Source organism: Corynebacterium sp. HFH0082, assembly GCF_000411235.1.
GTDB classification, from domain to species: Bacteria; Actinomycetota; Actinomycetes; order Mycobacteriales; family Mycobacteriaceae; genus Corynebacterium; species Corynebacterium jeikeium_D.
Window position 1 is genome coordinate 957,741 of sequence record NZ_KE150404.1, and the last position, 25,532, is coordinate 983,272.

The 25,532-nt window shown below is 59.4% G+C and carries 24 protein-coding genes; 18 read left to right on the top strand and 6 right to left on the bottom strand.

What is annotated here, in order from left to right:
• Positions 1 to 176 precede the first annotated feature (176 nt).
• Positions 177 to 1,253 carry a triacylglycerol lipase gene (locus HMPREF1206_RS04095; protein WP_016422107.1) on the bottom strand — a complete coding sequence of 359 codons (1,077 nt, stop codon included), beginning with the start codon at positions 1,251 to 1,253 and terminating at the stop codon, positions 177 to 179.
• 24 nt (positions 1,254 to 1,277) lie between these two features.
• Here HMPREF1206_RS04095 and HMPREF1206_RS04100 point away from each other — a divergent pair, with 24 nt between their 5' ends.
• The 10 genes from HMPREF1206_RS04100 to groL all read left to right on the top strand — a co-directional run bounded on the left by HMPREF1206_RS04100 (position 1,278) and on the right by groL (position 11,940).
• Complete coding sequence (locus tag HMPREF1206_RS04100) at positions 1,278 to 2,948, top strand: bifunctional ADP-dependent NAD(P)H-hydrate dehydratase/NAD(P)H-hydrate epimerase (protein WP_016422108.1); 1,671 nt, start codon at positions 1,278 to 1,280, stop codon at positions 2,946 to 2,948.
• Positions 2,945 to 4,558: a bifunctional alanine racemase/tRNA (adenosine(37)-N6)-threonylcarbamoyltransferase complex ATPase subunit type 1 TsaE gene (locus tag HMPREF1206_RS04105; RefSeq protein WP_016422109.1), complete on the top strand. Its 1,614-nt coding sequence runs from the start codon at positions 2,945 to 2,947 to the stop codon at positions 4,556 to 4,558. Before HMPREF1206_RS04100 ends, HMPREF1206_RS04105 begins: the two co-directional genes overlap by 4 nt.
• A 30-nt stretch (positions 4,559 to 4,588) precedes the next feature.
• Entirely contained in the window at positions 4,589 to 5,239 is a 651-nt protein-coding gene (tsaB, locus tag HMPREF1206_RS04110; protein WP_016422110.1) for a tRNA (adenosine(37)-N6)-threonylcarbamoyltransferase complex dimerization subunit type 1 TsaB, read from the top strand.
• A complete protein-coding gene (rimI, locus tag HMPREF1206_RS04115) occupies positions 5,236 to 5,715 on the top strand; it encodes a ribosomal protein S18-alanine N-acetyltransferase (protein ID WP_016422111.1) in 480 nt (159 codons plus the stop codon). The genes tsaB and rimI overlap by 4 nt, the downstream gene beginning before the upstream one ends.
• A gap of 38 nt (positions 5,716 to 5,753) precedes the next feature.
• Positions 5,754 to 7,490, top strand: coding sequence for a pyruvate dehydrogenase (locus HMPREF1206_RS04120; RefSeq protein WP_016422112.1), 1,737 nt, complete (start codon positions 5,754 to 5,756; stop codon positions 7,488 to 7,490).
• A 55-nt stretch (positions 7,491 to 7,545) separates the two neighbouring features.
• Positions 7,546 to 7,974 (top strand): hypothetical protein, encoded by a 429-nt coding sequence (locus tag HMPREF1206_RS04125; protein ID WP_042388422.1) that lies wholly within the window; start codon positions 7,546 to 7,548, stop codon positions 7,972 to 7,974.
• Between the two features lie 58 nt (positions 7,975 to 8,032).
• Positions 8,033 to 9,112 carry a tRNA (adenosine(37)-N6)-threonylcarbamoyltransferase complex transferase subunit TsaD gene (tsaD, locus tag HMPREF1206_RS04130; RefSeq protein ID WP_042389151.1) on the top strand — a complete coding sequence of 360 codons (1,080 nt, stop codon included), beginning with the start codon at positions 8,033 to 8,035 and terminating at the stop codon, positions 9,110 to 9,112.
• 103 nt (positions 9,113 to 9,215) lie between these two features.
• Positions 9,216 to 9,860: a hypothetical protein gene (locus tag HMPREF1206_RS04135; protein ID WP_016422115.1), complete on the top strand. Its 645-nt coding sequence runs from the start codon at positions 9,216 to 9,218 to the stop codon at positions 9,858 to 9,860.
• 156 nt (positions 9,861 to 10,016) lie between these two features.
• On the top strand, positions 10,017 to 10,316 hold the full coding sequence (groES, locus tag HMPREF1206_RS04140) for a co-chaperone GroES (RefSeq protein WP_005510054.1): 300 nt from the start codon (positions 10,017 to 10,019) through the stop codon (positions 10,314 to 10,316).
• A gap of 19 nt (positions 10,317 to 10,335) precedes the next feature.
• The gene (gene groL, locus HMPREF1206_RS04145; protein WP_016422116.1) at positions 10,336 to 11,940 is read left to right on the top strand and encodes a chaperonin GroEL; all 1,605 of its coding nucleotides are present in this window, start codon (positions 10,336 to 10,338) and stop codon (positions 11,938 to 11,940) included.
• Positions 11,941 to 12,059: 119 nt separating this feature from the next.
• Here the strand turns inward: groL and HMPREF1206_RS04150 are convergent, their stop codons facing one another.
• Positions 12,060 to 12,383, bottom strand: coding sequence for a WhiB family transcriptional regulator (locus tag HMPREF1206_RS04150; RefSeq protein WP_016422117.1), 324 nt, complete (start codon positions 12,381 to 12,383; stop codon positions 12,060 to 12,062).
• Positions 12,384 to 12,520: 137 nt separating this feature from the next.
• Positions 12,521 to 12,889 carry a DUF5319 domain-containing protein gene (locus tag HMPREF1206_RS04155; RefSeq protein WP_038629374.1) on the bottom strand — a complete coding sequence of 123 codons (369 nt, stop codon included), beginning with the start codon at positions 12,887 to 12,889 and terminating at the stop codon, positions 12,521 to 12,523.
• A gap of 263 nt (positions 12,890 to 13,152) precedes the next feature.
• Here HMPREF1206_RS04155 and guaB point away from each other — a divergent pair, with 263 nt between their 5' ends.
• The 4 genes from guaB to guaA all read left to right on the top strand — a co-directional run bounded on the left by guaB (position 13,153) and on the right by guaA (position 19,337).
• Positions 13,153 to 14,682 (top strand): IMP dehydrogenase, encoded by a 1,530-nt coding sequence (gene guaB / locus HMPREF1206_RS04160; RefSeq protein WP_016422119.1) that lies wholly within the window; start codon positions 13,153 to 13,155, stop codon positions 14,680 to 14,682.
• A 50-nt stretch (positions 14,683 to 14,732) separates the two neighbouring features.
• Positions 14,733 to 15,881 carry a GuaB3 family IMP dehydrogenase-related protein gene (locus HMPREF1206_RS04165; protein ID WP_016422120.1) on the top strand — a complete coding sequence of 383 codons (1,149 nt, stop codon included), beginning with the start codon at positions 14,733 to 14,735 and terminating at the stop codon, positions 15,879 to 15,881.
• Between the two features lie 119 nt (positions 15,882 to 16,000).
• Entirely contained in the window at positions 16,001 to 17,749 is a 1,749-nt protein-coding gene (locus HMPREF1206_RS04170; protein ID WP_016422121.1) for an FAD-dependent oxidoreductase, read from the top strand.
• Positions 17,750 to 17,762: 13 nt separating this feature from the next.
• Entirely contained in the window at positions 17,763 to 19,337 is a 1,575-nt protein-coding gene (gene guaA / locus HMPREF1206_RS04175; RefSeq protein WP_042388426.1) for a glutamine-hydrolyzing GMP synthase, read from the top strand.
• A gap of 4 nt (positions 19,338 to 19,341) precedes the next feature.
• Here the strand turns inward: guaA and HMPREF1206_RS04180 are convergent, their stop codons facing one another.
• Complete coding sequence (locus HMPREF1206_RS04180) at positions 19,342 to 20,103, bottom strand: hypothetical protein (RefSeq protein WP_016422123.1); 762 nt, start codon at positions 20,101 to 20,103, stop codon at positions 19,342 to 19,344.
• Between the two features lie 65 nt (positions 20,104 to 20,168).
• Here HMPREF1206_RS04180 and HMPREF1206_RS04185 point away from each other — a divergent pair, with 65 nt between their 5' ends.
• The 3 genes from HMPREF1206_RS04185 (at position 20,169) to HMPREF1206_RS04195 (ending at position 23,050) form a co-directional block, all read left to right on the top strand.
• The gene (locus HMPREF1206_RS04185; protein ID WP_038629377.1) at positions 20,169 to 20,474 is read left to right on the top strand and encodes an antibiotic biosynthesis monooxygenase; all 306 of its coding nucleotides are present in this window, start codon (positions 20,169 to 20,171) and stop codon (positions 20,472 to 20,474) included.
• 216 nt (positions 20,475 to 20,690) lie between these two features.
• The gene (locus HMPREF1206_RS04190; protein WP_016422125.1) at positions 20,691 to 21,386 is read left to right on the top strand and encodes a hypothetical protein; all 696 of its coding nucleotides are present in this window, start codon (positions 20,691 to 20,693) and stop codon (positions 21,384 to 21,386) included.
• Positions 21,386 to 23,050 (top strand): DNA polymerase Y family protein, encoded by a 1,665-nt coding sequence (locus HMPREF1206_RS04195; protein ID WP_016422126.1) that lies wholly within the window; start codon positions 21,386 to 21,388, stop codon positions 23,048 to 23,050. Before HMPREF1206_RS04190 ends, HMPREF1206_RS04195 begins: the two co-directional genes overlap by 1 nt.
• 23 nt (positions 23,051 to 23,073) lie before the next feature.
• Here HMPREF1206_RS04195 and HMPREF1206_RS04200 read toward each other — a convergent pair whose 3' ends face one another.
• The gene (locus HMPREF1206_RS04200; protein WP_016422127.1) at positions 23,074 to 23,754 is read right to left on the bottom strand and encodes a hypothetical protein; all 681 of its coding nucleotides are present in this window, start codon (positions 23,752 to 23,754) and stop codon (positions 23,074 to 23,076) included.
• Positions 23,755 to 23,918: 164 nt separating this feature from the next.
• Between HMPREF1206_RS04200 and HMPREF1206_RS04205 the strand changes: the two genes are divergently transcribed.
• Positions 23,919 to 24,830: a sucrase ferredoxin gene (locus tag HMPREF1206_RS04205; protein WP_016422128.1), complete on the top strand. Its 912-nt coding sequence runs from the start codon at positions 23,919 to 23,921 to the stop codon at positions 24,828 to 24,830.
• A 24-nt stretch (positions 24,831 to 24,854) separates the two neighbouring features.
• Here HMPREF1206_RS04205 and HMPREF1206_RS04210 read toward each other — a convergent pair whose 3' ends face one another.
• A complete protein-coding gene (locus HMPREF1206_RS04210; protein ID WP_224433327.1) occupies positions 24,855 to 25,487 on the bottom strand; it encodes a methionine ABC transporter permease in 633 nt (210 codons plus the stop codon).
• Positions 25,488 to 25,532: the final 45 nt, after the last annotated feature.

Below are 25,532 nucleotides of genomic sequence, written 5' to 3' on the forward strand. Positions count from 1 at the left end.
ATTGTGTTCTGTGGTGGAGAGAAGCGTGGTGGAGGCTGTTTCAACCAGTCCCGCCGACTTCTGTGCACCAGACAAAGAACTTTCGCTTACAAATTTTCCCTATAACCCAAATCGTACACCTGTTTGAAAAACTGTCAATAGAATTCTGGAAATATGTTCTAAAATTCTGTGCTGAATTAGATCCGGCCCCTCCGCCCGGACCTCCTCCGTCCGAGCCTCCTCCGTCCGAGGCCCCTCGGCAGGGCGCCGTACATAGGCAGGACTCGCTGTCGCGGATGATGCGGGACATTACCAGCTTCAGCGCCATCCAGTTCCTCCAAGAACTCGTGAATGCGTTCGAGCGTATTGGGGGAGTAGAGCAGTGCGAGGTGATCAGACCAGTCGCCACCGCCAGTGGCATTGTTGACGTTCGTAATGTGGTGACCCTCTTGTTCGGGCAAAAAGGCGCCGGTCCACGGGCGAACCACGGTGTCAAAAGGGGTGCCGATATTCAGGTAGTGCGGACCACGTCGGGTAATGCCACGCGCTGCGCGGTTCAGAGTCGCAATGTAGTCAGAGTCCAGCAGCTGTTGAATGCAGGCACGGCCGACAAGGCGGTCGACGAGCTTGTGCATCGGTAGGCCGCATCGCTCAAGGGCACTGAGCCTTCGGCGCATGCCCCACGCAGTAGTGCCGCGATGGTTTCCCGCAAGCGAGATCACTGCCCGCACGGGGTTGTTGTCGGAGGCGTACTGCTCGGCTTCTTCTTCGTTGAGGCCATGGTTGAGGGCGTCGTCGTAAAGCGAATCGATGCTCGCGTTGGCGTAGCTGCGGCAGTGTAGACCGCCCTGGGAATGACCGATGAGGTCGATGCGGGGTAGGGAGAGGTGGGCTCGGAAGCGGTCGAGAAGGTCGGTGACTTCAGCGAGCGCATCGCTCAAATCGGTGGTGGCTTTGACGCTACGGAGACGGCTGACCAGCGCGGCGGGGTCGGAGCCGTAATCGAGTGAGAATACGGGGCGATTCCGGGCGAGGAACGGCCCCAACATGGCGAAGGAGTTGAACGAGTTCATCCAGGTGCCGTGAACCAGGACAATTGGTGTGCGACCGTTGTATCTGTCCAGGTCAGGAGTGACTTTGCCGTCGAGGATTTCGCGAACGTCCTGCACGCCGTGGGGGATCCATTCGGGATGACGCAACGAGCGCAGGTATGCCTGCGGAAAGGCGCGCAGTAGAGGGCCGAAAACTCGCGTGCTCGGGGAGTAGTCATCCATAGGGGCTAATCGTAGGCTGGGTTTATGACGTACTGCTACACAGCTGCCGAAATTCGCGCCGCGGAACAGCCCTATCTGGACGCACAAACGCGTGACGACGAACTCATGCGCCACGCAGCCGCCGCTGTGTCGGAGGTGGCGGAGCGGATGCTCTCAGAGGCATCTCCGGAGCCTGGTCGCGGTCGCGTGCTGCTGTTGGTCGGATCGGGAGGCAATGGTGGCGATGCACTCTATGCTGGCCGAAACTTGTCCTCGGATGGGCATGGCGTGGATGCGGTTTTGCTGGGCTCGAAGCCGCATGAACGGGCGCTGAAAGCTTTTGAACTCGCAGGTGGGCGGGTGCTGCCGTTGGGGTGTGACCGGGAGACGGATTTATCGAAGATTCTGTGGTCGATTAGTGAAGACTACGCATTGATCATCGACGGCATCGTGGGGCTCGGAGGTCACGGCGCGCTGCGTGAAGAGGCCGCGTGGTTGGTGCGCGAAGCGCGGTTGGGCAAAGTTCCCATTCTCGCGGTTGATGTGCCGAGCGGCGTAGAAGCCGATACTGGGCGTACTTTTGACCCGCCTGCCCAGACCATCAATCCAGACCCTGATTTGGAGGAGGGACAGAACCCGTACTTGCCATCTCACGTCGAGGCCACGACAACGGTGACTTTCGGCGGTCTGCGCTACGCGCACTCGCTGTCCGAATCCTGTGGCACCGTCGAATTACACGAAATTGCGCTCGATGCCTTCTCCCTCGAACTTCCAGGACTGGGGCAGACGCTCTATGAAAACGGTACCTACAATGCCGTCCACCACCAGACTCCGACCGTGGAGTTCTACGAAGCCCTAGGCGGGAGCTTTCCGGCACCACTTGGCGCGATGACCCCGCTCGAACCCGGTGCTGCAGACCACAAGTACTCCACTGGAGTTACAGGAATCGCCGCCGGTAGCGAGGCGTATCCCGGCGCAGGTCAGCTGTGCGTCACCGCTGCCGTGCATGCGACCAGTCCCGCGGTCATCTATGTCGGCGACGCGGCCGCACGTAACCGCATCACCGCAGCCTTGCCGACGGTCATTACGCAGCAGGACTCGGTGGATCGCAAAGAGGTACGCGTCGATGCCTGGGTCGTCGGTCCCGGTCGGGGCACTGATGAGAAAGCCGCCGAGGAACTGCGAGACATTCTGGCCACTGACAAACCAGTGGTCATCGACGCTGACGCACTGACACTGCTGTCGAAGCATGAGGACATCCGACAGCTCGTTCGTGAGCGCGGCCAGGAGCGCAACCTGCGCACTGTTCTCACGCCGCACGCCGGTGAATTCGAGCGCCTGACCGGGCACGAGGTCACTAACCCCATCGCAGATGCGCGTGAACTTGCCGAGCAGTTCTCCTCCGAAGTGTTGCTCAAGGGACGCCGCACTGTGATGGTCAATCCGACAACGCAGCGCACAGTCGTGATTGACGCGGGTAGCTCCTGGGCAGCCACGCCGGGCTCTGGCGATGTACTGTCCGGGCTCCTCGGCGCCTGGGTAGCGCGTGGCGAAGCCCTCTATCTACCAGCAATTATTCATGCGCGCGCCGCATTTTTGGCCGCGCAGACAGAGTTCGGACCAGCACCCTGCAGCGCCCAGGACATCGCCGAATCCATCCGAGATGCCACCGCATGGTTCACCAACGAAGGCAGCAGTGGCAAAATACGGCTATGACTTCCTCGGCACCAGCCATCCTGACCCATACCGTTAATCTCGACGCGATCACCCACAATGTGAAGACCGTCAAGGCCATCGCAGGGGTGTCGGAATTCATGGCCGTCGTCAAGGCGGACGGCTACTCGCAGGGTGCGCTGCAGACCGCGCGTGCCGCGCTGGCCGGCGGGGCAACGCAGCTCGGTGTCGCAACAATCGACGAGGCGCTCTCCCTCCGCGAGGAACTCCGCGCCACGCTTGACGACGGCCACGCCATCCCCATCCTTGCCTGGATCTGGGACGCAGCGGCCACCTCGTTGGTGCAGCGAGCTGTGGCTGCAGATATTGACCTCGGTCTGCCGTCGATGGTTCATGCGCTGGCCGTGGCCAATGCCGGGCGGGCGCTGTCGGTGACACCACGTGTGACGGTGATGGTCGATACGGGCTTGGGGCGCTCGGGATTCTCTATGGCCAATGGGGACTTTGAGCATGCGGTCGCTCAGCTGGTTGAGCTGCACAAGACCGGTGCTCTGAACGTCACCGGTGCTTTCACGCACTTTGCGTGCGCGGATGAGCCGGGCCACGAGAGCGTCGATAAGCAGGCACAGAATTTCTGTGCTGCGATTGCGGCACTGCGTGAGGCGGGGCTGGACGAGCTGATTAACCATGCGGCGAATTCGCCGGCATCGTTGTCACGTCCTGACCTGGCCTTCGATATGGTGCGTCCAGGGCTGGCGATTTATGGTGGCGAGCCAATTGTGGGGATCACCCATGGATTGCGTCCGGCGATGAGGTGGGAAGCGTCGGTCATATTGGTCAAGAAGCTGCCGGCGGGGCAGTCGGTGTCCTACGGACAGACGTGGACAGCTGACCGCGATACCACCATCGGCATCGTGCCCTGTGGCTACGCCGACGGTATGATGCGCTCGGCCTCCGGGCATTTCGAGGTCAGCATCAATGGCACGCGCTATCCGCAGGTAGGGCGCGTGTGTATGGATCAATTCGTCGTCGACCTGGGGCCCGACACCGAAGTCGAGGCCGGCGACACTGCGGTTATCGTCGGTGATCCCACACTGGGGGAGCCCGGTCTCGATGACCTCGCGGAGGCATCCGGCACCATTAACTACGAAATCCTCACCGCACCGAAGGGGCGTAGCGAGCGAAAGTGGGTGCGCAGCCGGCTCGCGCCAACCGCAGAGGACATGCGTGACCTCGGCGAGGAGATTGGCCGGGAGTTGGCAGCTGGGGATCTGGTGATTCTCGATGGCCCACTCGGCGCGGGCAAAACGACCCTCACGCAGGGCATCGCCCGTGGCATGAACGTGCGCGGTCGCGTGACGTCGCCGACGTTCACAATCGCCCGCGAGCACCGTCCGCTGGCAACCGACGGCGTCACCCTCATCCACGTCGACGCCTATCGACTCTTTGGCGAAGAGGGCCCCGGCTCCGATGGCGAGGCCTTCGATGCGCTGGACTCGCTCGATTTGGATACCGACCTCGAGGACAGCGTCGTGGTCGCCGAGTGGGGAATGGGGCTCGCCGAGGTGCTCTCCGAGCGCTATCTACAGGTGAGTATCGATCGTTCGCGTGACGACGATGCCCGCGTCGTCACCTGGAAGTGGAGCAAGTAGCTCCAAGTCGGTTCAAGTAGGTTACTGAGTATGAACATTTTGGCCGTTGACACATCGACTCCACAGGTCACCGCGGGAATTGTCCGCGATGGTGAAACCGTGGCCGAAAAGCTGCACCTGGATGCCCGTGCGCACAACGAGGTGCTGGTGCCGCTGATTCAGCAGTGCCTCACTGACAGTGGGGTGGCGGCAACCGAGCTAGATGCCGTGGTTGTCGGCTGTGGGCCGGGGCCGTTTACGGGCTTGCGCGTTGGTATGGCCACCGCAGCCTCCTTCGCCGACGCTCTGGGAATTCCCTGCTACGGCATCTGCAGCCTGGATGCGCTCGCGGGTGGCGTTGGCGATGAACTGGTCGTCACCGATGCCCGCCGCCGCGAGGTGTACTTCGCCGCCTACCGCGATGGCCAGCGAGTTTTCGGCCCGGGAGTGGCCAAGCCAGCCGACGTCATGGAGCTGCTCAAGGAAGAACTTGCAGCAGAAGCCGCCGACTTCGCGCCGAGCCAGGCCCGCGGCAGCCTCAGCCACATCGAGCAAATTACCGGGCTTGAGGTTGCTGCCGAACAAGTCTTTCCCACTCCGACAGCCATGGTTGAAGCGGTCGACTTTGACTCCGCGCCGGGCCCACTGGTGCCGCTGTACTTGCGCCGTCCGGATGCCGTTGTCCCGAAGGCTATGAGATGAGCGTCGTCAAGCTAGTGCGTCTCGGGCCTCCTGCGGCCAAGGCGTGTGCGGCGATTGAGGCGGAGCTATTTGCCGGCGACGATCCCTGGTCGGAATCGGCCTTTATGGCCGAGCTGGCCGCGCCGAACAATTTCTACGTCGGGCTGATTGCAGATGTAGACGAGGACGAAGAACTGTGCGGCTATGCGGGGATTACCAAGCTGGGGCCTGCGGGTGCCGCCGAGTACGAGATTCACACCATCGGGGTGGGGAAGAAGTGGCAGCGCCGGGGCTTTGGGACGCAGCTGATGGACGCGCTGATGGCAGCTGTGGCGGAGGATTCGGGCCCGGTGTTTTTGGAAGTTCGCACAGATAACGAACCCGCAATCGCTATGTATCGGCGCTATGGCTTCGAAAATATGGGGCTGCGAAAGAACTATTATCCGGGCTCTGGGGCGGATGCGTACACGATGTGTCGGCCTGAGTTGGCCAGCTAGATGTTGACGTATTGACTAATCTGCGTTAAACCAGGCACATGGCTAAAACCTTTGCAAAACAGCTCGTAGAAACCCTAGAGAAGCAGGGTGTCAAGCGAATCTTCGGACTCGTTGGAGATAGTTTGAACCCCATTGTCGACGCTGTGCGCGAGTCCTCCATTGAGTGGGTGCACGTTCGCAACGAAGAGGCTGCCGCCTTCGCCGCCGGCGCGGAGTCCCTGGTCACCGGCGAATTAGCAGTGTGTGCGGCCTCCTGTGGCCCGGGTAATACCCACCTCATTCAGGGCCTGTATGACTCCCACCGCAACGGCGCAAAGGTGCTGGCGCTGGCATCGCACATTCCTTCCCGCCAGATTGGCTCGAACTTCTTCCAGGAGACCCATCCGGAGTTCATCTTCAACGAGTGCTCCGGTTACTGCGAGATGGTCAACTCCGCTGAGCAGGGTGGCGTCGTTTTGCATCACGCTATCCAGTCGACCATGACTGGCCACGGTGTTTCCGTGCTGGTTCTGCCGGGCGACATTACAACGCATGAAGTGGAAAATGATGAGTTCGTCACCTCCACTATCAGCAGCGGTCGCCCAGTCGTATTCCCTGACGCCGGCCAGGCCGCCGCGCTTGCCGACGCAATCAACGAGGCTAAAACCGTCACGCTTTTCTGTGGCGCAGGTGTGAAGGACGCCCGCGAACAGGTGCTCAAGCTTGCGGAGAAGATTAAGTCGCCGGTGGGACATGCGCTGGGTGGCAAGATGTACATCCAGTACGACAACCCCTATGACGTCGGTATGTCCGGCCTGCTGGGCTACGGCGCCTGCCACGATGCCTCCAACGATGCTGATCTGTTGATTCTGCTCGGTACTGACTTCCCGTACAACGACTTCCTGCCGACTAAGAACGTCGCCCAGGTCGATATCGATGGTCGTGCCATCGGTCGTCGTACCACGGTGAAGTACCCAGTCGTCGGCGATGTGGCTGCCACAATCGAAACCATCCTGCCGCACCTGGATGAAAAGACCGATCGCTCCTTCCTGGACAAGCAGCTGCGGAACCACGAGCGCCTGCTCAGCCACGTCATCGAGGCATACACCCACGACGTTGAGAACATGCGCCCGATTCACCCGGAGTATGTAGCCGACCTGATTGATAAGTACGCCGATGACGATGCCGTCTTCACCGTCGATACCGGTATGGGCAATGTCTGGGCTGCACGCTACGTCACGCCGAATGGCAAGCGAGAGCAGATTGGTTCTTTCCGTCACGGCACTATGGCCAATGCACTGTCGCAGGCCATTGGTGTGCAGGCTGCTGACCGGGACCGTCAGGTCATTACCTTCAACGGTGACGGTGGCCTGTCAATGCTGCTCGGTGAGCTCATCACCGTGAAGCAGGAGCAGCTACCCATCAAGATGTTTGTGTTCAACAACTCCTCGCTCGGCATGGTCAAGCTGGAAATGCTGGTTCAGGGGCTGCCGGAGCACGAGACCGATCACGACGCAGTGGACTACGCCGGAGTCGCAGAGTCGTTGGGTATCAAGGCCATCCGAATTGAAGATCCGGCCGATGCGCCTCGCCTGATTCAGGAGGCGCTGGCATACGACGGCCCGGTGCTGGTGGACATGATCACCGACCCGAATGCCCTGTCCATCCCGGCAAATATCACCTGGGACATGCTGATGGGATTCTCCAAGGCCGCTACTCGCACCGTCTTCGGCGGCGGCGTTGGTCAGATGATCAACATGGCACGGTCGAACCTCCGCAACATCCCGCGGCCATAGTGGGGGTAGCGCTCTCGAGATGCGGGAGCGGGTGCGGTGCGGTACCTCTGTTTCCATGATTAAAGGTTTTCTGGTGAACCCTGACCTGACGCATCGCATCGTCGAATTTGAGTTGGAGGCCGCTGCTACATTCCTCGGCGGAGTTTCCTCCGACCGTGTTTCGGTGGCGTTTCAGGAAGACGGCGCCGATTACGCCGCTCTCTACAACCCGACGGCCAAGGCTGAGGGCGCTGAACCGAATCCGGTCGCGTCCCTCGGCCGCAATGAGGCTGCTACGGGCAACTCGGCTTTCTTTACCGACCCCACCACCGCAATTTGCGGAACGGTCGTATTTGTCGACGCCGAGGGCAAGGATATCGGCGACGAGGAAATCGAGCGTATTAAGCACGGTATGCGCGCCGTGCGCCACTACCGCGATGACTACCCAGAGGAATACGCTCTCTGGCGTGCCGCTGTGCGGAACCTCGGTCGCCTCGAAATTTAAACTCGGTCGCTGGTAAGCGACCCGGTGGTGCGCTAGTACCATGACTGCTATGACCGAGTTGACCCTGCTGGCAATCGAGAGTTCCTGCGATGAGACTGGCGCTGCAGTGATGCGTGTGCGCTACGACGACACCGACACCAGCACCCCCGCCATTCCCGAGGTGGAAGTGCTTGCCGACGTCGTCGCATCCTCCATGGAGCAGCACGCCCGCTTCGGTGGTGTGGTCCCGGAGATTGCTTCCCGCGCTCATTTGGAAGCCTTGCAGCCAGTAGTCTCCGAGGCGCGCGCGCAAGCAGCTGCCAAGCTCGGTATCGATACTTTTATCCCAGATGCCGTCGCCGCTACCGTGGGGCCCGGTCTCGCCGGTGCGCTGCTGGTCGGTTCGGCAGGCGCGAAGGCTTATGCCGCCGCCTGGGGTGTGCCTTTCTACGGCATTAATCACCTTGGTGGCCACGTTGCTGTCGGAGCTCTCGATGGCGCAGATCTATCCAACGCAGTGGCGCTCTTGGTTTCCGGCGGGCACACGCAGCTGCTGCGCGTGCAGGGGGTTGGTCGTCCGATGGAGGAGCTCGGATCGACGCTTGACGACGCAGCCGGAGAGGCATACGACAAGGTTTCGAGGTTGCTTGGGTTGGGTTACCCGGGCGGCCCGATTATCGATAAGTTGGCTAAGCAGGGAAATCGCAAGGCCATCGCGTTTCCTCGCGCCATGATGCGCCAGCAGGATGCGCGCCATGACTTCTCCTTCTCCGGCTTGAAAACCGCCGTGGCCCGCTATGTCGAGGCGGCGGAGAAGGAAGGTCGTGCGTACTCCGTAGAGGACGTCTGTGCTTCCTTCCAGGAGGCGGTCTGCGATGTATTGACCAAGAAGGCCGTTCGCGCAGCTCAGGATGTGGGGGCCACTACGCTGCTGCTCGGTGGTGGTGTGGCTGCGAACTCGAGGTTGCGTGAACTCGCAGCGGCGCGAGCTACCTCGGCGGGAATTACGCTGCACGTGCCACCGATTAAGTTGTGCACCGACAACGGTGTCATGATTGGCGCAGCTGCCGCCTACCTCATTGCCGCGGGGGTCAAGCCCTCTGGCTACGCCTGCCCGACCGACCCCTCCATGCCTGTGGAAGATCCTGTGATGCAATAAGCAGTGATTGCCCCTCGGATCCATGTTAAATTTCGTTAACTGACTTTGACTTGTTTCTCTGCCATGGATTGCAAGACAATTACAGGAAAGCGCTTGCCCAAAAATGAGTAAAGACTACAGCGAGTGGGAACTTCAGCCATCCGATAATTCGCATAATCAGACTGAGCTGTTTGCGCCGCAGGGTGAACTGCAAACAACGCAAGCACCGCAAGTTGAACTCCAGCGCGGTCGTGGTCGGGGAGTGTTATGGGCAGTCGTCGCGCTGTTGCTTGTGGTGATCGTCGCTGTGGCAGCGGTGCTTTACCTAGTTGCGAGTGGTCGAGGTGAGCAATGGTTTGGTGCAGGTGCCAAGGATGAAGTAACGCCGAAGCTCACTGTTACTGCGACTGCGACGGAGACCGTGAAGGTGAAGTCGCCGGAGAAAACCAAGACGAGGGAAACTGCGAGTACGGCTACGCCCGATTATCCGATTAGTGGGGATTGCGACGCGTCGGCGTTCCCGACTACGGAGGAAAACTTTACGATTGTCGCCTGTGACGGATGGTGGGCGCTGGGTGGGCGCGCAAACAGTGGTGGACTGGCGGTCTACCAATGGGACGAAGGTGCCTGGCAAAGGAGGGAGCCAGACAGTAACTACACAACCGGTTCTGGTGGCCCGTGCTTTAGCGATGAGTACATCAAGGAACACGGAATGACGGTTACTGTGTTCGGTCGTATGGCGTGTAACCCCGACAAGCTGACCAATTAGCATTAGCGCTCACTATTGTTGAGTGTTAGCACTTGCAGGGGTAGAGTGCTAACGAAGGTTGTTTGACACACAGTTGTTCACCCGCGACGACGGCTGTGCACGGCAGACCAACCGGCACAAGAACATCACATCACCGCATGTATGGAGGAATTCATCGTGGCGAACGTCAACATCAAGCCGCTGGAGGACCGCGTCCTCGTCCAGATCAACGAAGCAGAGACCACCACGGCTTCTGGCCTGGTTATCCCGGACTCCGCTAAGGAGAAGCCGCAGGAAGCTACCGTTATCGCAGTTGGTCCGGGTCGTTGGGCCGATGACGATGACCGCATTCCTATGGACGTCAAGGAGGGTGACATCGTCATCTTCTCCAAGTACGGCGGCACTGAGCTGAAGTACCAGGGCGAAGAGTACCTGCTGCTGTCGCAGCGCGACATCCTGGCTGTTATCGAGAACTAAAGGGAGGACGTACCCACACATGGCGAAGCTTATTGCTTTTAACGAAGAGGCTCGCGAAGGCCTCAAGCGCGGTGTGGACACGCTTGCCGACGCAGTCAAGGTCACGCTTGGCCCGAAGGGTCGCAACGTTGTCCTGGACAAGGCCTTCGGCGGTCCGCTGGTCACCAATGATGGTGTGACCATCGCCCGCGACATCGACGTTGAGGATCCGTTTGAGAACCTCGGCGCGCAGTTGGTTAAGTCCGTTGCGGTCAAGACCAATGACGTTGCCGGTGACGGTACTACTACCGCAACGCTGCTGGCACAGGCGCTGGTCCACGAGGGTCTGCGCAACGTTGCAGCCGGCGCAAACCCGATTTCGCTGAACCGTGGTATTCACGCTGCATCCGACAAGGCGGTTGAGCTGCTGAAGCAGCGCGCCACCTCGGTCAGCAGCTCTGCTGCCATCGCACAGGTGGCAACCGTTTCCTCGCGCGACACTGAAATTGGTGACCTGGTTGCAGGTGCCATGGACAAGGTTGGCAAGGACGGCGTCGTCTCTGTGGAGGAGTCGCAGTCGATTGCCACCGAGCTGTCCGTGACCGAGGGCGTGTCTTTCAACAAGGGCTTCCTCTCGCCGTACTTCATTACCGACGTCGAGGCTCAGCAGGCAATTCTTGACGGTGCACAGGTGCTGCTGGTCCGTGAGAAGATTTCCTCCCTGCCGGAGTTCCTGCCGATTCTGGAGAAGATTGCCGAGTCCGGCAAGCCGACTCTGATTATGGCTGAGGATATCGAGGGCGAGGCGCTGTCCGCACTGGTCATCAACGCTATGCGCAAGACCTTGAAGGTTGCCGCAGTGAAGGCACCGTACTTCGGTGACCGTCGTAAGGCGTTCATGGATGATCTGGCAGTTGTCACCGGTGCAACCGTCGTTACGGCTGACACTGGCATGCAGCTGAAGGACGTAGGACTTGAGGTGCTGGGTAACGCACGCCGTATCACCATTACCAAGGACGAGACCGTTCTGGTTGACGGTGCCGGCACCGCTGAGGCTGTGGAAGAGCGTCGTAACCAGATCCGTGCCGAGATTGAGCGCACTGACTCTGACTGGGATCGCGAGAAGCTGGAAGAGCGTCTGGCGAAGCTCTCTGGCGGCGTGGCTGTCATTAAGGTCGGCGCTGCTACCGAGACCGAGGTCAACGAGCGCAAGCTGCGTGTCGAGGATGCCATTAACGCTGCTCGTGCGGCAGCTCAGGAAGGCGTCATCGCCGGCGGCGGTTCCGTACTGGTGCAGATCTCCCGTGAACTCGAGGCATTCGCTGACGAGTTCGAGGGCGACGAGGCAGTCGGTGTCCGTGCAGTTGCCAAGGCTCTGACCCGTCCGGCTTTCTGGATTGCTGAGAATGCTGGTAAGGACGGTGCTGTCGTTGTCTACCACATTGGTGAGCTGGAGAACGGCAACGGCTACAACGCTGCTACTGACACTTACGAGAACCTGATTGAGTCCGGCGTCATCGACCCGGTCAAGGTCACTCACTCCGCAGTCGTCAACGCAACCTCCGTGGCGCGTATGCTGCTGACCACCGAGGCTTCCGTTGTGGATAAGCCGGAGGAAGAGCCGCAGCACGATCACGCTCACTAATTGTCAGTGAGCTAGTGCCCGGGCCTTTGGCACGTAAAATGCTCCCCACCTTTCAATCTGAGGGTGGGGAGCATTTTGGTTTTTATGTGAACCGGCTGGAGTCCGAGAGAGGGGAGGGACTACATGGCAGTAACTAGAACGCGTTCAAGTTCGCGTTCACGTGCGGCCGGCTTAGCTCGAAGGATTTCATTTCGTTCAGATTCGCTGAGACCGCCCCAGACACCGTATGGCTCACCAACCTTGAGTGCGTGACTACGGCACTGCATAAGAACAGGGCAAGAACGGCAGATAGCCTTCGCACGGGCTTCACGCAGGCTGCGTGCGCGTCCGCGCTCGCCTTCCGGGTGGAAGAAGGTCGCGGAGTCCTGCCCGCGGCAAGAGCCGTGCAGCTGCCAATCCCACAAATCCGCATTGGGCCCGGGCAAGTGGTCGATGTACGTCATCGGAATTGATGTCTCCTTCATTGAGCTTTCTTGAAGCAGTGAGCTCAAGTGTGGAGGCCAACAATGAACGGTTGGTAAACCTAAGGAGGCCAGCCGGGATACTACGCAAACAATTCCGTCAAACTCTTACCAAATTTTTAGAAACGGCCAGGTCGTCGAGAACGCAAACCGTCGACAAAGCCTGCGCAGTAGTCCCATGGGGCGTAACGGGAGGGGTCTGGATCGAATTGTGGCTCGTGAACCGGGGATGCCTGGCCAGACAGGAGCATCAGGTAGTGGTTTTCCAAAACCTCCCAGTTATAAAAGTGCTCGTCACCGCAGTCCTCACACAACATGCAGACGCCCAGTAATCCCTCTGGGCTCAAAGCGGTGCGGAATAGGCGAACTGCGGCCAGATCTTCAAGAACCTCTCGACGTTCCTGGTCTGTCAGTGGAGCAAACGGCTCATCCGGCTCGAGAAAGCTTGCCGGGTCATTGGGATCTCCTTCGAACGGATCCCGCGGCATGGATGAGAAAAAGTTGTGGTTCACAACCACTACCGTAACAGCTCTGTACGGCAATCCTGTCGATTGGCGATGCACTTAGTTGGGGTTTAGTTCACCTTGGAATAACCCTCAGCTAGCTTTCGGCTAACCCTTGTCGGGCACCTGTCGCTCCGCCTAATTGTCGCGTTTCATCACTGAAGGACTACCCTGTATATAACGTTTGGCAACCACGAAGCGATAGCGCCCCTGGCCGGATGTCGGCAAGGGTGGAGCAGGAGGAGTCCATGACCAACCCCACGGGAATTAGCCTCGGCGGAGACAATCCCAACAAGATTCCACTAGTCGGCCTTACATTCGATGACGTCCTGCTGCTGCCGGATGCTTCGGACGTTATCCCCTCCGGCGTTGATACTTCGACGCAGCTCACTCGTGAGCTGCGTCTGAACATTCCGGTTGTGTCCGCTGCTATGGACACCGTCACCGAGGCCCGCATGGCTGTTGCCATGGCCCGCCAGGGCGGTATGGGTATCCTGCACCGCAACCTGTCTATCGAGGAGCAGGCTCAGCAGGTCGAGATTGTGAAGCGCTCTGAGGCTGGCATGGTGTCCGACCCGGTGACCTGTTCCCCGGATGACACCATCGCCGAAGTAGATGCCAAGTGCGCTCGTTACCGCATCTCGGGCCTGCCGGTCGTCGACAAGGACGGCAAGCTGGTCGGTATCTGCACCAACCGCGACATGCGTTTTGAGGCAGACCTGAACCGCAAGGTTTCCGAAATCATGACCCCGATGCCGCTGGTCGTGGCTGAGCAGGGTGTGTCTGGCGATGCGGCGCTGAACCTGCTGCGCGCTCACAAGGTGGAGAAGCTGCCGATCGTCGATGGCGAAGGCCGCCTGACTGGTCTGATTACCGTCAAGGACTTCGTCAAGAAGGATCAGTACCCGAATGCTTCCAAGGATGGTTCCGGCCGTCTGCTGGTCGGTGCTGGCATCGGTACCGGCGAGGACTCCTGGAAGCGCGCGCACGCATTGGCTGACGCAGGCGTAGACGTGCTCGTTGTTGATACCGCTCACGCCCACAACTCAGGTGTACTTGAGATGGTCTCCCGCGTTAAGAAGGAATTCGGCGAGAACATCCAGATTATCGGCGGCAACCTGGCTACCCGTGGCGCTGCACAGGCCATGATTGACGCGGGTGCAGATGCCATCAAGGTCGGTATCGGCCCAGGCTCGATTTGCACCACTCGCGTTGTCGCAGGTGTGGGCGCCCCGCAGATCACCGCCATCATGGAAGCCTCTGTCGCAGCTAAGAAGGCTGGCGTTCCGATTATCGCCGATGGCGGTATGCAGTTCTCCGGCGACATCGCCAAGGCTCTGGCAGCCGGTGCATCCTCCGTCATGCTCGGTTCGATGCTGGCCGGTACCGCTGAGGCTCCGGGTGAGGTCACCTTCGTCAACGGCAAGCAGTACAAGATGTACCGTGGCATGGGCTCGCTGGGTGCTATGCAGGGCCGCGGCCTGACCGGTGAGAAGCGCTCCTACTCCAAGGACCGCTACTTCCAGGCTGATGTCAAGAGCGAAGAGAAGCTGGTTCCGGAAGGCATTGAGGGTCGTGTTCCGTTCCGCGGCAGTATCGACTCCATCGTTCACCAGCTGGTCGGTGGTCTGCGTGCAGCTATGGGCTACACCGGTTCCGCTACCGTCGAGCAGCTGCACGACGCACAGTTCGTCCAGATCACCGCTGCAGGCCTGCGCGAGTCGCACCCGCACGATATCCAGATGACTGTCGAAGCGCCGAACTACTACCAGCGCTAAACTGGCTTAGTCGAGTTAAATTCCACGGAAAGGGCATGTGAGGAAAGCTCATGCGCGACATCGTTGAAATCGGCATTGGCCGCGAGGCACGCCGGACCTACGAGTTGGACGATATTGCACTCGTTCCCACTCGGCGTACCCGGTCGTCCAAGGACGTCGATACCTCCTGGCGAATTGACGCCTACGATTTCGAACTCCCGATGATGATGCATCCGACAGATGCCATCGCCAGCCCGGAATCCGTCGCTGAGTTTGCTCGCCTGGGCGGTTTGGCGGTTCTCAACGCCGAGGGTATCTGGGCCCGTCACGCCGATGCGCAGGACAAGATCGCCGAGCTGGTGGAGTTGGCAAAGAATGCCGCCACCAAGCGTGAATCCGAGGCAGTGAACCGCAAGCTGCAGGAACTGCACTCTGCTCCAATTGATACTGACCTGTTGGTTGAGCGCATCAAGGAGATTCGCGCAACCGGCGCGATCACTGCAGTTCGTGTCTCCCCGCAGCATGCCCGTGAGCTGGCTCCGCTGGCTATCAAGGCCGGCATCGACTTGTTGGTTATCCAGGGCACGCTGATTTCCGCAGAGCATGTCACGGCTCAGGGTGAACCACTAAACCTCAAGGACTTCATCGGCAGCCTGGACGTTCCAGTTATCGCCGGTGGCGTTGTCGACTACCAGACTGCGCTGCATCTAATGCGTTCAGGTGCCGCTGGTGTGATTGTCGGTACGGGCTTTACGACGTCCCCGGATGCGCTCGGTATCGATGTGCCAATGGCTACCGCTATTGCGGATGCTGCAGCTGCTCGTAAGGACTACCTCGATGAGACCGAGGGGCGCTACGTCCACATCATTGCCGATGGCGGCATTGATACCGTCGGTGACATTGCCAAGGCAATCGCCTGCGGTGCGGATGCTGTGGCACTGTCCAGTGTGCTGGCAACCGTCCACGAAGCTCCGGGGCAGGGCTACGCCTGGCCGTCTGTTGCGGCACACCCGAAGTACCCGCGCGGTGCGGTGTGGCCGGTCGTCGACGATGAGAAGGAATTGGTCAGCCTGGAAGAGGCTCTGTTTGGCCCTTCCGCTTCGCCGTTCGGTGACCGCAATCTCGCCGGTGGCCTGCGTCGCGCAATGGCCAAGTGCGGCTTTACCAACCTGAAGTCCTTCCACCGCGTTGAGCTGTCGGTACGTCCAAAAGGTTTTTAATTAAAGTAATCGGATAGTTTTTTCGCAAAACTACCTTACTGAAAAGCCACCTCCGCTTAGGGTTAGGAACATGAGTTCCGCGCATTAGCGTTACGCCCTTAGAGAAGGTGGCTTTTCCCATGAGTAAACAACGTGATTTCGATGTTGTAATCGTCGGTTCCGGTTTTGGTGGTTCTGTTTCTGCTTTGCGGTTGACCGAAAAGGGCTACCGAGTGGCAGTTCTCGAAGCTGGTCGACGGTTCGAAGATAAAGACTTTGCCAAGACCAGCTGGCGGCTTCACAAGTACCTGTGGGCTCCCAAGCTGGGACTCTTTGGCGTCCAGCGCGTGCACATGTTGAAAGATGTCATGATTCTCGCTGGTGCCGGCGTCGGCGGTGGTTCTCTTAACTACGCAAACACTCTGTATAAGCCGGGCACTGAATACTTCCAGCACCGTCAGTGGGGGCACATTACTGACTGGGAGTCAGAACTCACTCCGCACTATGACAATGCATCTCGCATGCTCGGGGTGGTCACCAACCCATCCGACACGCCTGCCGACGTCGTCATGCGTGAAGTAGCTGAAGATATGGGAGTGGGCCATACTTTCCGCTCGACTCCGGTGGGTGTGTTCTTCGGAGCCAAGACAGGTGGACAGGGTGCGCCAGGGCAAACAGTTTCCGATCCTTACTTCGGGGGGATTGGCCCGGACCGTACTGCTTGTACGGAATGTGGTGAGTGCATGACTGGTTGCCGTCACAATGCCAAGAACACCCTGGTTAAAAACTACCTCTACTTGGCGGAGAAGTTCGGTGCGCAGGTCTTTGACCGCACTACCGTTACCGGTCTGCATCCTCAGGCTGATGGCTCCTGGGTTATTGACACTGAGCGCACTGGTCGTTGGGTAGCTAAGGGCAAGCAGCAGTTTAGCGCTAAGCGCGTCATTCTCGCCGCCGGCGCCTGGGGCACCCAGAATTTGCTGCACCGCCAGCAGGCCGATGGGCACTTGCCGCTGCTGCCGAAGTCTTTGGGCAAGCTGACCCGCACCAACTCCGAGGCTATTTTGGGCGCGATGGGTACGAAGGTGGACCCGGAAAACGACTTCTCTAACGGTGTAGCCATCACTTCGTCATTCTTCCCAGACGAGGACACCCATATCGAGCCAGTGCGCTACGGTAAGGGCTCTAATGCCATCGCAATGCTGCAGATGATTATGACCGAAGGAGGTCGTGCAACTCCGCGTTGGCTGCAGGCTGTGGGAACCGTCGTAAAGCATCCTAACTACCTGACGCAGCTCGTGAATCTGCGTAAGTGGTCGCAGCGCACCGTGATTTCTCTGGTGATGCAGAATCGCGACAACTCGATTACGACGTACCTGCAAAAGATCGGGCCGGTGCGTTTCCTGATGAGTAAGCAGGGCGAGGGGGAGCCGAATCCGACGTGGATTCCGTCGGGTAACGAAGCTACGCAACGTGCGGCGGACAAGCTCAGTGCACGTGGTCGGAATGGTCGTGTGCTGGCTGGGGGCACTATCGGTGAGTTGGCAAACATTCCTTTGACAGCTCACTTCATTGGCGGCGCAACGATTTCGGATTCACCCGAAAACGGCGTTGTTGATCCGTACTTGCGTGTGTGGGGTTACCCGACGCTCTCGATTCACGACGGTTCGGCGATGGCAGCCAACCCGGGAGTGAACCCGTCACTGTCGATTTCCGCGAATGCGGAGCGTGCAACGTCGCTGTGGCCGAATAAGGGTGAGGAAGATCAGCGTCCGGCGCAGGGTGAGTCCTACGTGCGCCTGGATCCGATTGCTCCGGTGAACCCGGCTGTGCCGGAAGATGCTCCGGCTGCACTGAACCTGGGTATGCCTGCAGTCCGTAAGTCTTGATAAGCTTTAGGGCGTGTCTGAACAGGTGACTAAGCCCGTCCTCGTCGTGGACTTCGGTGCGCAGTATGCGCAGCTCATCGCGCGACGTGTGCGCGAGGCAAAAATTTATTCCGAAGTGGTCTCGCATGATGCGACGACCGAAGAAATTAAGGCCAAGAACCCGGCTGCGCTGGTGCTGTCCGGCGGCCCGTCCAGTGCCTACGCCGAAGGTGCCCCGAAGCTCAACCCAGAGTGGCTTGAGCTGGGCATTCCGGTGTTTGGTATTTGCTACGGCTTCCAGGCGATGACTGAGGTGCTCGGCGGCACGATTGCTGCTACCGGTGACCGTGAGTACGGCCGCACGCAGCTGAACGTCGTCGACGGTGGCGGTGTCGCTCACACTGGTGTGCCGGAGACACACGAGGTGTGGATGAGCCACGGTGACGCGGTGTCTAAGGCACCGGAGGGCTTCACCGTTACGGCGTCCACCAAGGGTGCTCCGGTAGCGGCTTTCGAGTGCTTGGAAAAGCGCATGGCCGGTGTGCAGTACCACCCGGAGGTCAACCACTCGCCGTATGGTCAGCAGGTTCTGGAGAAGTTCCTGTATGAGATTGCTGGCCTGGAGCCGGACTGGACTGCCGCTAACATCGCGGAAGAGCTGATTGAGCAGGTCCGTAATCAGGTCGGTGAGACCGGTCGCGCAATTTGCGGTCTGTCTGGCGGCGTTGACTCCGCAGTTGCCGCCGCGCTTGTGCAACGCGCTATTGGTGACCGTCTGACCTGTGTCTTCGTCGACCATGGGCTGCTGCGCCAGGGCGAGCGCGAGCAGGTTGAGAAGGATTTCGTTGCCGCAACTGGTGCGAAGCTGATTACCGTCGACGATTCCAAGGTCTTCCTGGATGCTCTGGCTGGTATCACCGATCCGGAGACCAAACGTAAGACCATCGGCCGTGAGTTCATCCGCTCCTTCGAGCGCGCTGTCGCACAGGCGCTGGAGGGCGCTCCGGAGGGCGAGACCGTGGACTTCCTGGTCCAGGGCACCCTGTACCCGGATGTGGTTGAGTCCGGTGGCGGTTCTGGTACCGCCAACATTAAGAGCCACCACAACGTCGGCGGTCTGCCGGATGACGTTGAGTTCACCCTCGTTGAGCCGCTGCGCCTGCTGTTCAAGGACGAGGTCCGTGCGGTCGGCCGCGAACTGGGGCTGCCGGAAGAAATCGTCGCTCGCCAGCCGTTCCCGGGCCCGGGTCTTGGTATCCGCATCATCGGCGCTGTCGATGAGGAGCGTCTGGATACCCTCCGTCGCGCCGACGCCATTGCACGCGAGGAAATGACGGCCGCAGGTATGGACGAGGTTGTCTGGCAGTGCCCGGTCGTCCTGCTTGCCGACGTCCGCTCGGTCGGTGTCCAGGGCGATGGTCGTACTTATGGCCACCCAATCGTGCTGCGCCCGGTTTCCTCTGAGGATGCGATGACCGCTGACTGGACCCGCGTTCCGTACGACACTTTGGAGAAAATCTCCACTCGTATCACCAACGAGGTGCCTGAGGTCAACCGCGTGGTCCTGGATGTGACTTCCAAGCCACCGGGAACCATTGAGTGGGAGTAAGCCACTAGTTGGCAAGGGCCGTGTCTGTGAGTTGTGCAAACTCGCGGGCACGGCCCTTTTCCGTCAGGGCCGAATTGTTCTTGGCGATGGTGATGCGCTTATCGGCGGCTAGGGTGTGGAGAGCTGCGCTCACGGTATCGTCGTCAAGCATGGCGAAATAGGGGAGCTGGTCGGTGAAGAAGACGTAGCCGTCGCGTAGACGTGCGATGAAGAGGACTGTGAGGATGCGGGCCTCTGGTGAGTCGGCGGGGTAGGGGCAGCGCTGGGCGAAATTGTCAGGAAGATGCGCGGCGAGAGGGAGGAATCCGAATTGCCGCGGCAGGATTGCGCAGGTAGCGGTGATGGCGGACAGAACTAGGGTCATTATGCAGGCGACCGGTGTAGAGGAAATTCGTTCGGCGACGGCGGCAATGATCCATGCTCCGGGGAAGATGAGCAGCACGCTTATACTGCTATTCCACGAGATGTCGTTTGGTGACTCACGCATCGGCTCTGCGAAGTAGGAGGGCCGAGTTTCTTTGGTGGGTGTTTTTGCCTGGCGCACGAAAAGTGTGGTGCCGATGAGTACCAGTAAAAGCGCTATCATGATCCACCAGCCAATGGAGCCGATGATGTGGGCTTTAAGCAATGCGAGCAGTGCGATCACTGCGGTGGTGACGCCAATTGCCGTCCCCAGGCGCACGGGACTATTGATAAATTTTGTCGTGCGTTCGGCCCCGTCTTGGTAAGAGCCTGAAGAGTGTTGGTGCCGGCTGGAATCTGTCATACTTCTTAATTTTAGTAGCGATGGAACTATAGATTGTTGAGAGTTGTGTGGCTAGTGTTATGACCATGAGCATTGTAAAAATTAACGCTATTACCGTTCCTGAGGGTGCGGGAGAAGAGCTCGAACGTCGCTTTTCCGCTAACTCTTCAAAGATGACCGATGTGCCGGGCTTCATTGGTTTCCAGCTGCTGCGTCCAACTGCAGGAGAGAGCCGCTACTTTGTCTTTACCGAGTGGGAGAGCGAGGAGGCCTACCAGGGGTGGCGTGAGGGCCGTGCCTTCAAGGCTTCGCATGAGGGCGAAAAGCGCAAGCCGGTGTCGTCGTCGGCTGATTTGCTCGAATTCGATGTAGTTCTCGATGTGAAGGCCTAAGTAGTACGAAATGTAGTACTCGGCTGAGGTTAGAGCGTCGCGCGGTGGTGTGCGGCGCTTTTCTTCGCACATTAATATCGAACGTACATTCTATTTAGGGTAGTGTTTAATCCGCTTGTTGGGAAAGAATATTCGAGCAGTGTTCGTGGTGGGCAGGGCAGTGGGGATGGCAGTGAGATGGCAGTGGGATAGCAGCGGGATGAGGTGGAACAAGAAGTGACAACGGCGGTCAATATTGCTGCGGGGCAGTCTAGGGAGCAGACTATTGCGGCATTGCGGCAGGCGATGGCGGCCCAGTCTGGTGGGACTGCAACTGGTGCAACCTTTGGGCTCGGTGAGGCTCTGCCGGTGCCGGTGGCGTTGGAAAATACGTTGGCGGGAGCAGTGCGAAAAGGGGCTGTCAGTGTCATTGAACAGCCCGGTGCGGTATTGGCAGGCCTAATCGCGGAAGTTACGAAGACAGGTCATGTTGCGCTAGTTGGACTCGCTGAACAGGGGTTGCTCTCCGTGGTGGAGTTGGGCGGGAAGCTATCGAACATTGTCTGTGTACCAGATCCTGGAATGCAGCCACTTGAAGTAATTGGGCTGTTGGCGGACGGCGTTGACTTGGTGGTGGCTTCGTTGGCGCGCACTCCGCCGCCGTCGAAGGCACGTCCGCTGCAGGCACGACTGCGCACGAGTGGTTGTGCTCTGGTTTTTGTCGGGCAGCAGTGGCCGGGCGCTGAGTCGGAAATTTCCAGCTCTGTTGCTGGCGTTTCCGGGCTTGGTACTGGTTATGGCCGGATTCGAGCAGTGGATTACCAAGTCAGTGTGTCGGGGACGCGGTTTCCGCGGAGGCAGTGCCGTTGGCGGGTGGGGGAACAGGTGGAACAGAACAATGTGGTCGCCTTTCCCGCACAGAGGAGGTCCTAGTGGTAGCGGCGCAATCGAACCGTGTGGTGGCGCTCTGGCTTCCTGATTGGCCAGTGCAGGCAGCGCATCTAGCATCTGTGACGTCACAGGCTAATCCGCTCAGTCCAGTTGCGATTGTGGGTGATAGCGGAGTAGCTGTTTGTTCTCCGAGTGCGCGCCGTGCAGGGGTACGGCGCGGGCAAAGTCGTCGGCATGCGGAAGCGTTGTGCCCGGAGCTGGATGTTGTCGAGGAAAGTGCGGTGCGCGACGCTGCGGAATTCGAGTCCGTGCTGCAACGGTTGGAGGCGGTGGCAGCTGGGGTTGAAGCTCTACGGCCAGGCTTGGCGGTTGTGGCAGCGCGAGGGGTAATGCGTTATTACGGCGGACAGGATGTGGCCTTGGAAAAGCTGCTTGATGCCGCTGCGGTACCGGGCGTGGACTGCAGCTTGGGGCTCGCGGACGATATTGTGACAGCTATTTTGGCAGCGCGCAGGGGAGTGCTGGTAGCTCCCGGGGAAGATGAAGGCAAAAGATTTCGGCAGGGAATCTCTCTGGTGGAGCTGAGGGCGGAAAGTGCACTGGAGATGCCCGCAGAGCTTGCGAAGTCGTGGCAGGAACTCGGCCTGCGCACATTGGGGGATGTCGCTGCGTTACCGAAGCGGGATATAGCCAACAGGTTTGGGGCGCAGGGGGCTAGATGGCACGATTTGGCCTGCCGTGGGGAAGTGCGGTTGGTGGCGCCGCGATCTTTGCCGCCAGGACTGGCGGTGAGTTACCAGTCTTGGGAAAGTCCACTCCGGAGAGTGGATGAGGCCTCATTCGTCGCGCGCTTTCTAGCTGGGCAACTGCATGAAAAACTTTTTAACCATGGGTATTCGTGTTACCGCTTAGCGGTGGTGGCGCAATTTAGTGACGGCTCAGAGGTGCGCAGAGTATGGCGCTGCACTGAGCCATTGGCAGAACAGACTACGGCTGACAGGGTTCGGTGGCAGCTGGATGGCTGGCTGAATAACAGGAATCGGCAGCAGCCACGAGGAGGCAGCGGCACTGTTGCTGGAACTGTTGACGGCGCTGAGGAAAATGATGGAGATGACAGCCGCGGAATTGTAGAGCTGCAGTTAGAGCCACTGGATGTGGTCGCCGCCGGTACTGTAAAACAGGATCTGTGGCACGGCAGCGATGATGCGCGAGCCAAAGCGCGCCGGGCTGCCGAGCGTGTGCAGGGGTTACTGGGGTCAGAGGCAGTACAGCAACCAATCATGCAGGGCGGGCGTGGCCCAGGGGAAAGAGTGGGATTTGTCGCTTTCGGAGAAAAACCCAAAAGCACAAAAACCGCGGAAAATAATCAGCCGTGGCCGGGAGCCGTTCTTGCTCCCAATCCGGCAACTATTCCCGCGACTGCTAATGCTGAGGTGGAAGTGCTCGATGCCAATGGGCAGATCGTGGGTGTAACTGGGCGAGCGACCATGACGGCGGAACCATCTCTGGTGCGGCATGGAGTGACAACGTACCGCGTGTCATCGTGGGCTGGGCCCTGGCCGATTGATGAGCGCTGGTGGGTGCCCGATGAGGCTCGTCGAGCGGCAAGAATACAAATCCGTGCGATGGCGAATGACGGTACCATCGCCGCCTGGTTGCTCATAGGGCATGCCGGCGCATGGAGAATCGAGGGGGCTTACGCGTAGAGGCGTAGCTCGGGGCAACCCGATTACTTCGATTGGAAGTCAATAACCAGGCGGTTCGGATTGCTCAACGAGAAAACCTTGAATGGGGTCTTATCGCCCTTGAGCCCGACGACATACTGAGTCTGTCCCTCGAAGGTTCCGCCGCCAACGACTTCCTTAATGACGGACGTCGATGTCGGCTTGACCGGGTCAGAGGGGAAGTCCTCCATCTGGAAATCAAAGGGGTAACCCATGCCCCGCAAGTCGATTACCAGCTTGGCTGTGCCGTCGACCGAAATCGGTTTGCCGGAGCCCTGTTGGGTCGGCACATCCTCGTAACGGACGAAATATCCCGGAGTGCCCTCGCCCATGAGTTCAAAGACAATGCGGTCGTAACCGTCGTGGGAACCGACACGGACATCTTCAATACCCAAGTAAGCGCCATCGGAAGGGGCAGCTTCTGAGGAGGAACTATTGAAATCGCCCTCCGGAGCAGCATCGTCATCCATGGTGGTTTGCGCCGCCGCAGATGAGCTAGTGGAGCTGCTAGAGCTGCTTGACAAATCGGAGGTGCCAGCGGTTGAGTCAGTCTTCATAGACACTGCAGCAGCCGAGTCTGAGGATGAGTCAGAGGAGCAAGCGCCGAGAGCCAGGCCCAATGCGAGGCACAGGGATGCCGCGATACGGGTACGGGTGCGCGAAACATCCAGCGATTTCGTATTCATACGTCTGACGGTATGTGCGCAGTTACGGAATTTCAACAAGCTGAACTACAAAAGTCGAGGTCAGAAGTATTTGTTGTCAAAGTGTTGCACAATAGTAATAAAACAGGGGTGAACGCTGCGACCTAAGACCCAATCGCAGGGGGCACTCAATTACGCTTAGGCGTATGAGCCAGGCCAAATTTGATACCACCTGTTCCGCTCGGATGACTGAGCCGCTTCCCGGTACTGCGAAGACCGGAAAGCTCTTTATTGCGTTGGAGCACCAACTCGGTTGGTCGCACGATATTTTTGACGGCGGGGTATGGGGAGCAGAGATCACCGGTCAGGTAGAGGCCTGGTTGTCTGAACGCGGCGGCGCGTTGCAGCTGATTCGAAAGCCAGGCCGAATCGGCCAGCAGCCGTGTGATGGCGTTAACGTCTATATCGCGCATTGTGAATCAGTGGATGGCTCTGAGGTTTTTCTCGAACATCGCATGGTTGCCGATGTTGAAGACCTGATGACTCTGGATATCCGCCTTGGCCAGCCCACCGAGGGGGCCACTCGTCTGGACCATCCACTGTTTCTCATCTGTACGCACGGTAAGCGCGATCGTTGCTGTGCGATTAAAGGTCGCCCGCTCGCTGCTGCGATGCACAATCTCTACCCAGAGGTTGTTTGGGAAACCTCGCACTCTAAGGGGCACCGCTTTGCGCCGGCCAGCGTGCTGTTGCCATGGAATTACAGCTTTGGACGTCTGAGTGCGATGGATGCCAAGGGGGTCATCGAAGACGCTCAGCAGGGCATCGTGCATGCAGAGGGCTGCCGCGGCCGTGGTATCTACACTCCGCAGGGGCAGGCGGCCGAGTTGGCTGTGCGTCGTCAAGCAGATGCGTGGGGCGTAGACGATGTCGCACGCGTTGACGTCGACGGCACGACTGCAGTCGTCGCGCTTTACGACGGCCCCAGCGACCGCGACAAGGTCGTGGAATATGAAGTGGCCCTGGAGAAAATCACCACGGAAGGCGTTGTGTCTTCCTGCGGTGATGCTCCAGGGCCAAAGAAGGGCTGGGCTGCGGTCGAGGTAACCCGCCGCTAGCTAGTGGCTAGCTAATGTGCGCGGCTACCTGCGCATAATCTTCTTGGAGAGCCAGTTGCCGAAGATCTGCGCCAACTGGACGATGAAGATGATGACCAGGGTTGTCACCAGGGTGACGTTCCAGTCGAATGCCTGGTAACCGTAGGTGATTGCGAAGTTGCCCAGTCCGCCACCGCCGATGTAGCCGGCCATAGCTGACATGTCGACCACGGCGATGAAGGCGAAGGTGTAGCCCAGTACCAGCGGGCCCAGTGCCTCCGGCACGACGACCGTCCGGATGATGCGCCACGGACTTGCGCCCATCGCACGGGCGGCCTCAATCACGCCGGGGTCGATGGACATCAAGTTTTGCTCCACCAGGCGCGCGATGGCGAAGGTGGCGGCAATCGACATGACGAACACTGCGGCTTCGGTGCCGATCGTGGTGCCGACCACGTTCTTTGTCAGTGGGCCGATGGCCGTAACCAGGATGATGAACGGGATTGGGCGGACAAAGTTAATCAGGACATTGAGGACCTGGTAGACAAACTTGTTGCGCAGTACGCCACCATCGCGGGTGGTGTAGAGCAGCACGCCGATTGCCAGACCTGCGACACCGCCAATCAGCATGGCGACACAGACCATGTAGAGCGTCTGGCCGAATGCCTCGCCCAGCATCGGGCCGAGGCTATCCCAGTTGGTGTCCTTGCCACTCACCGATGG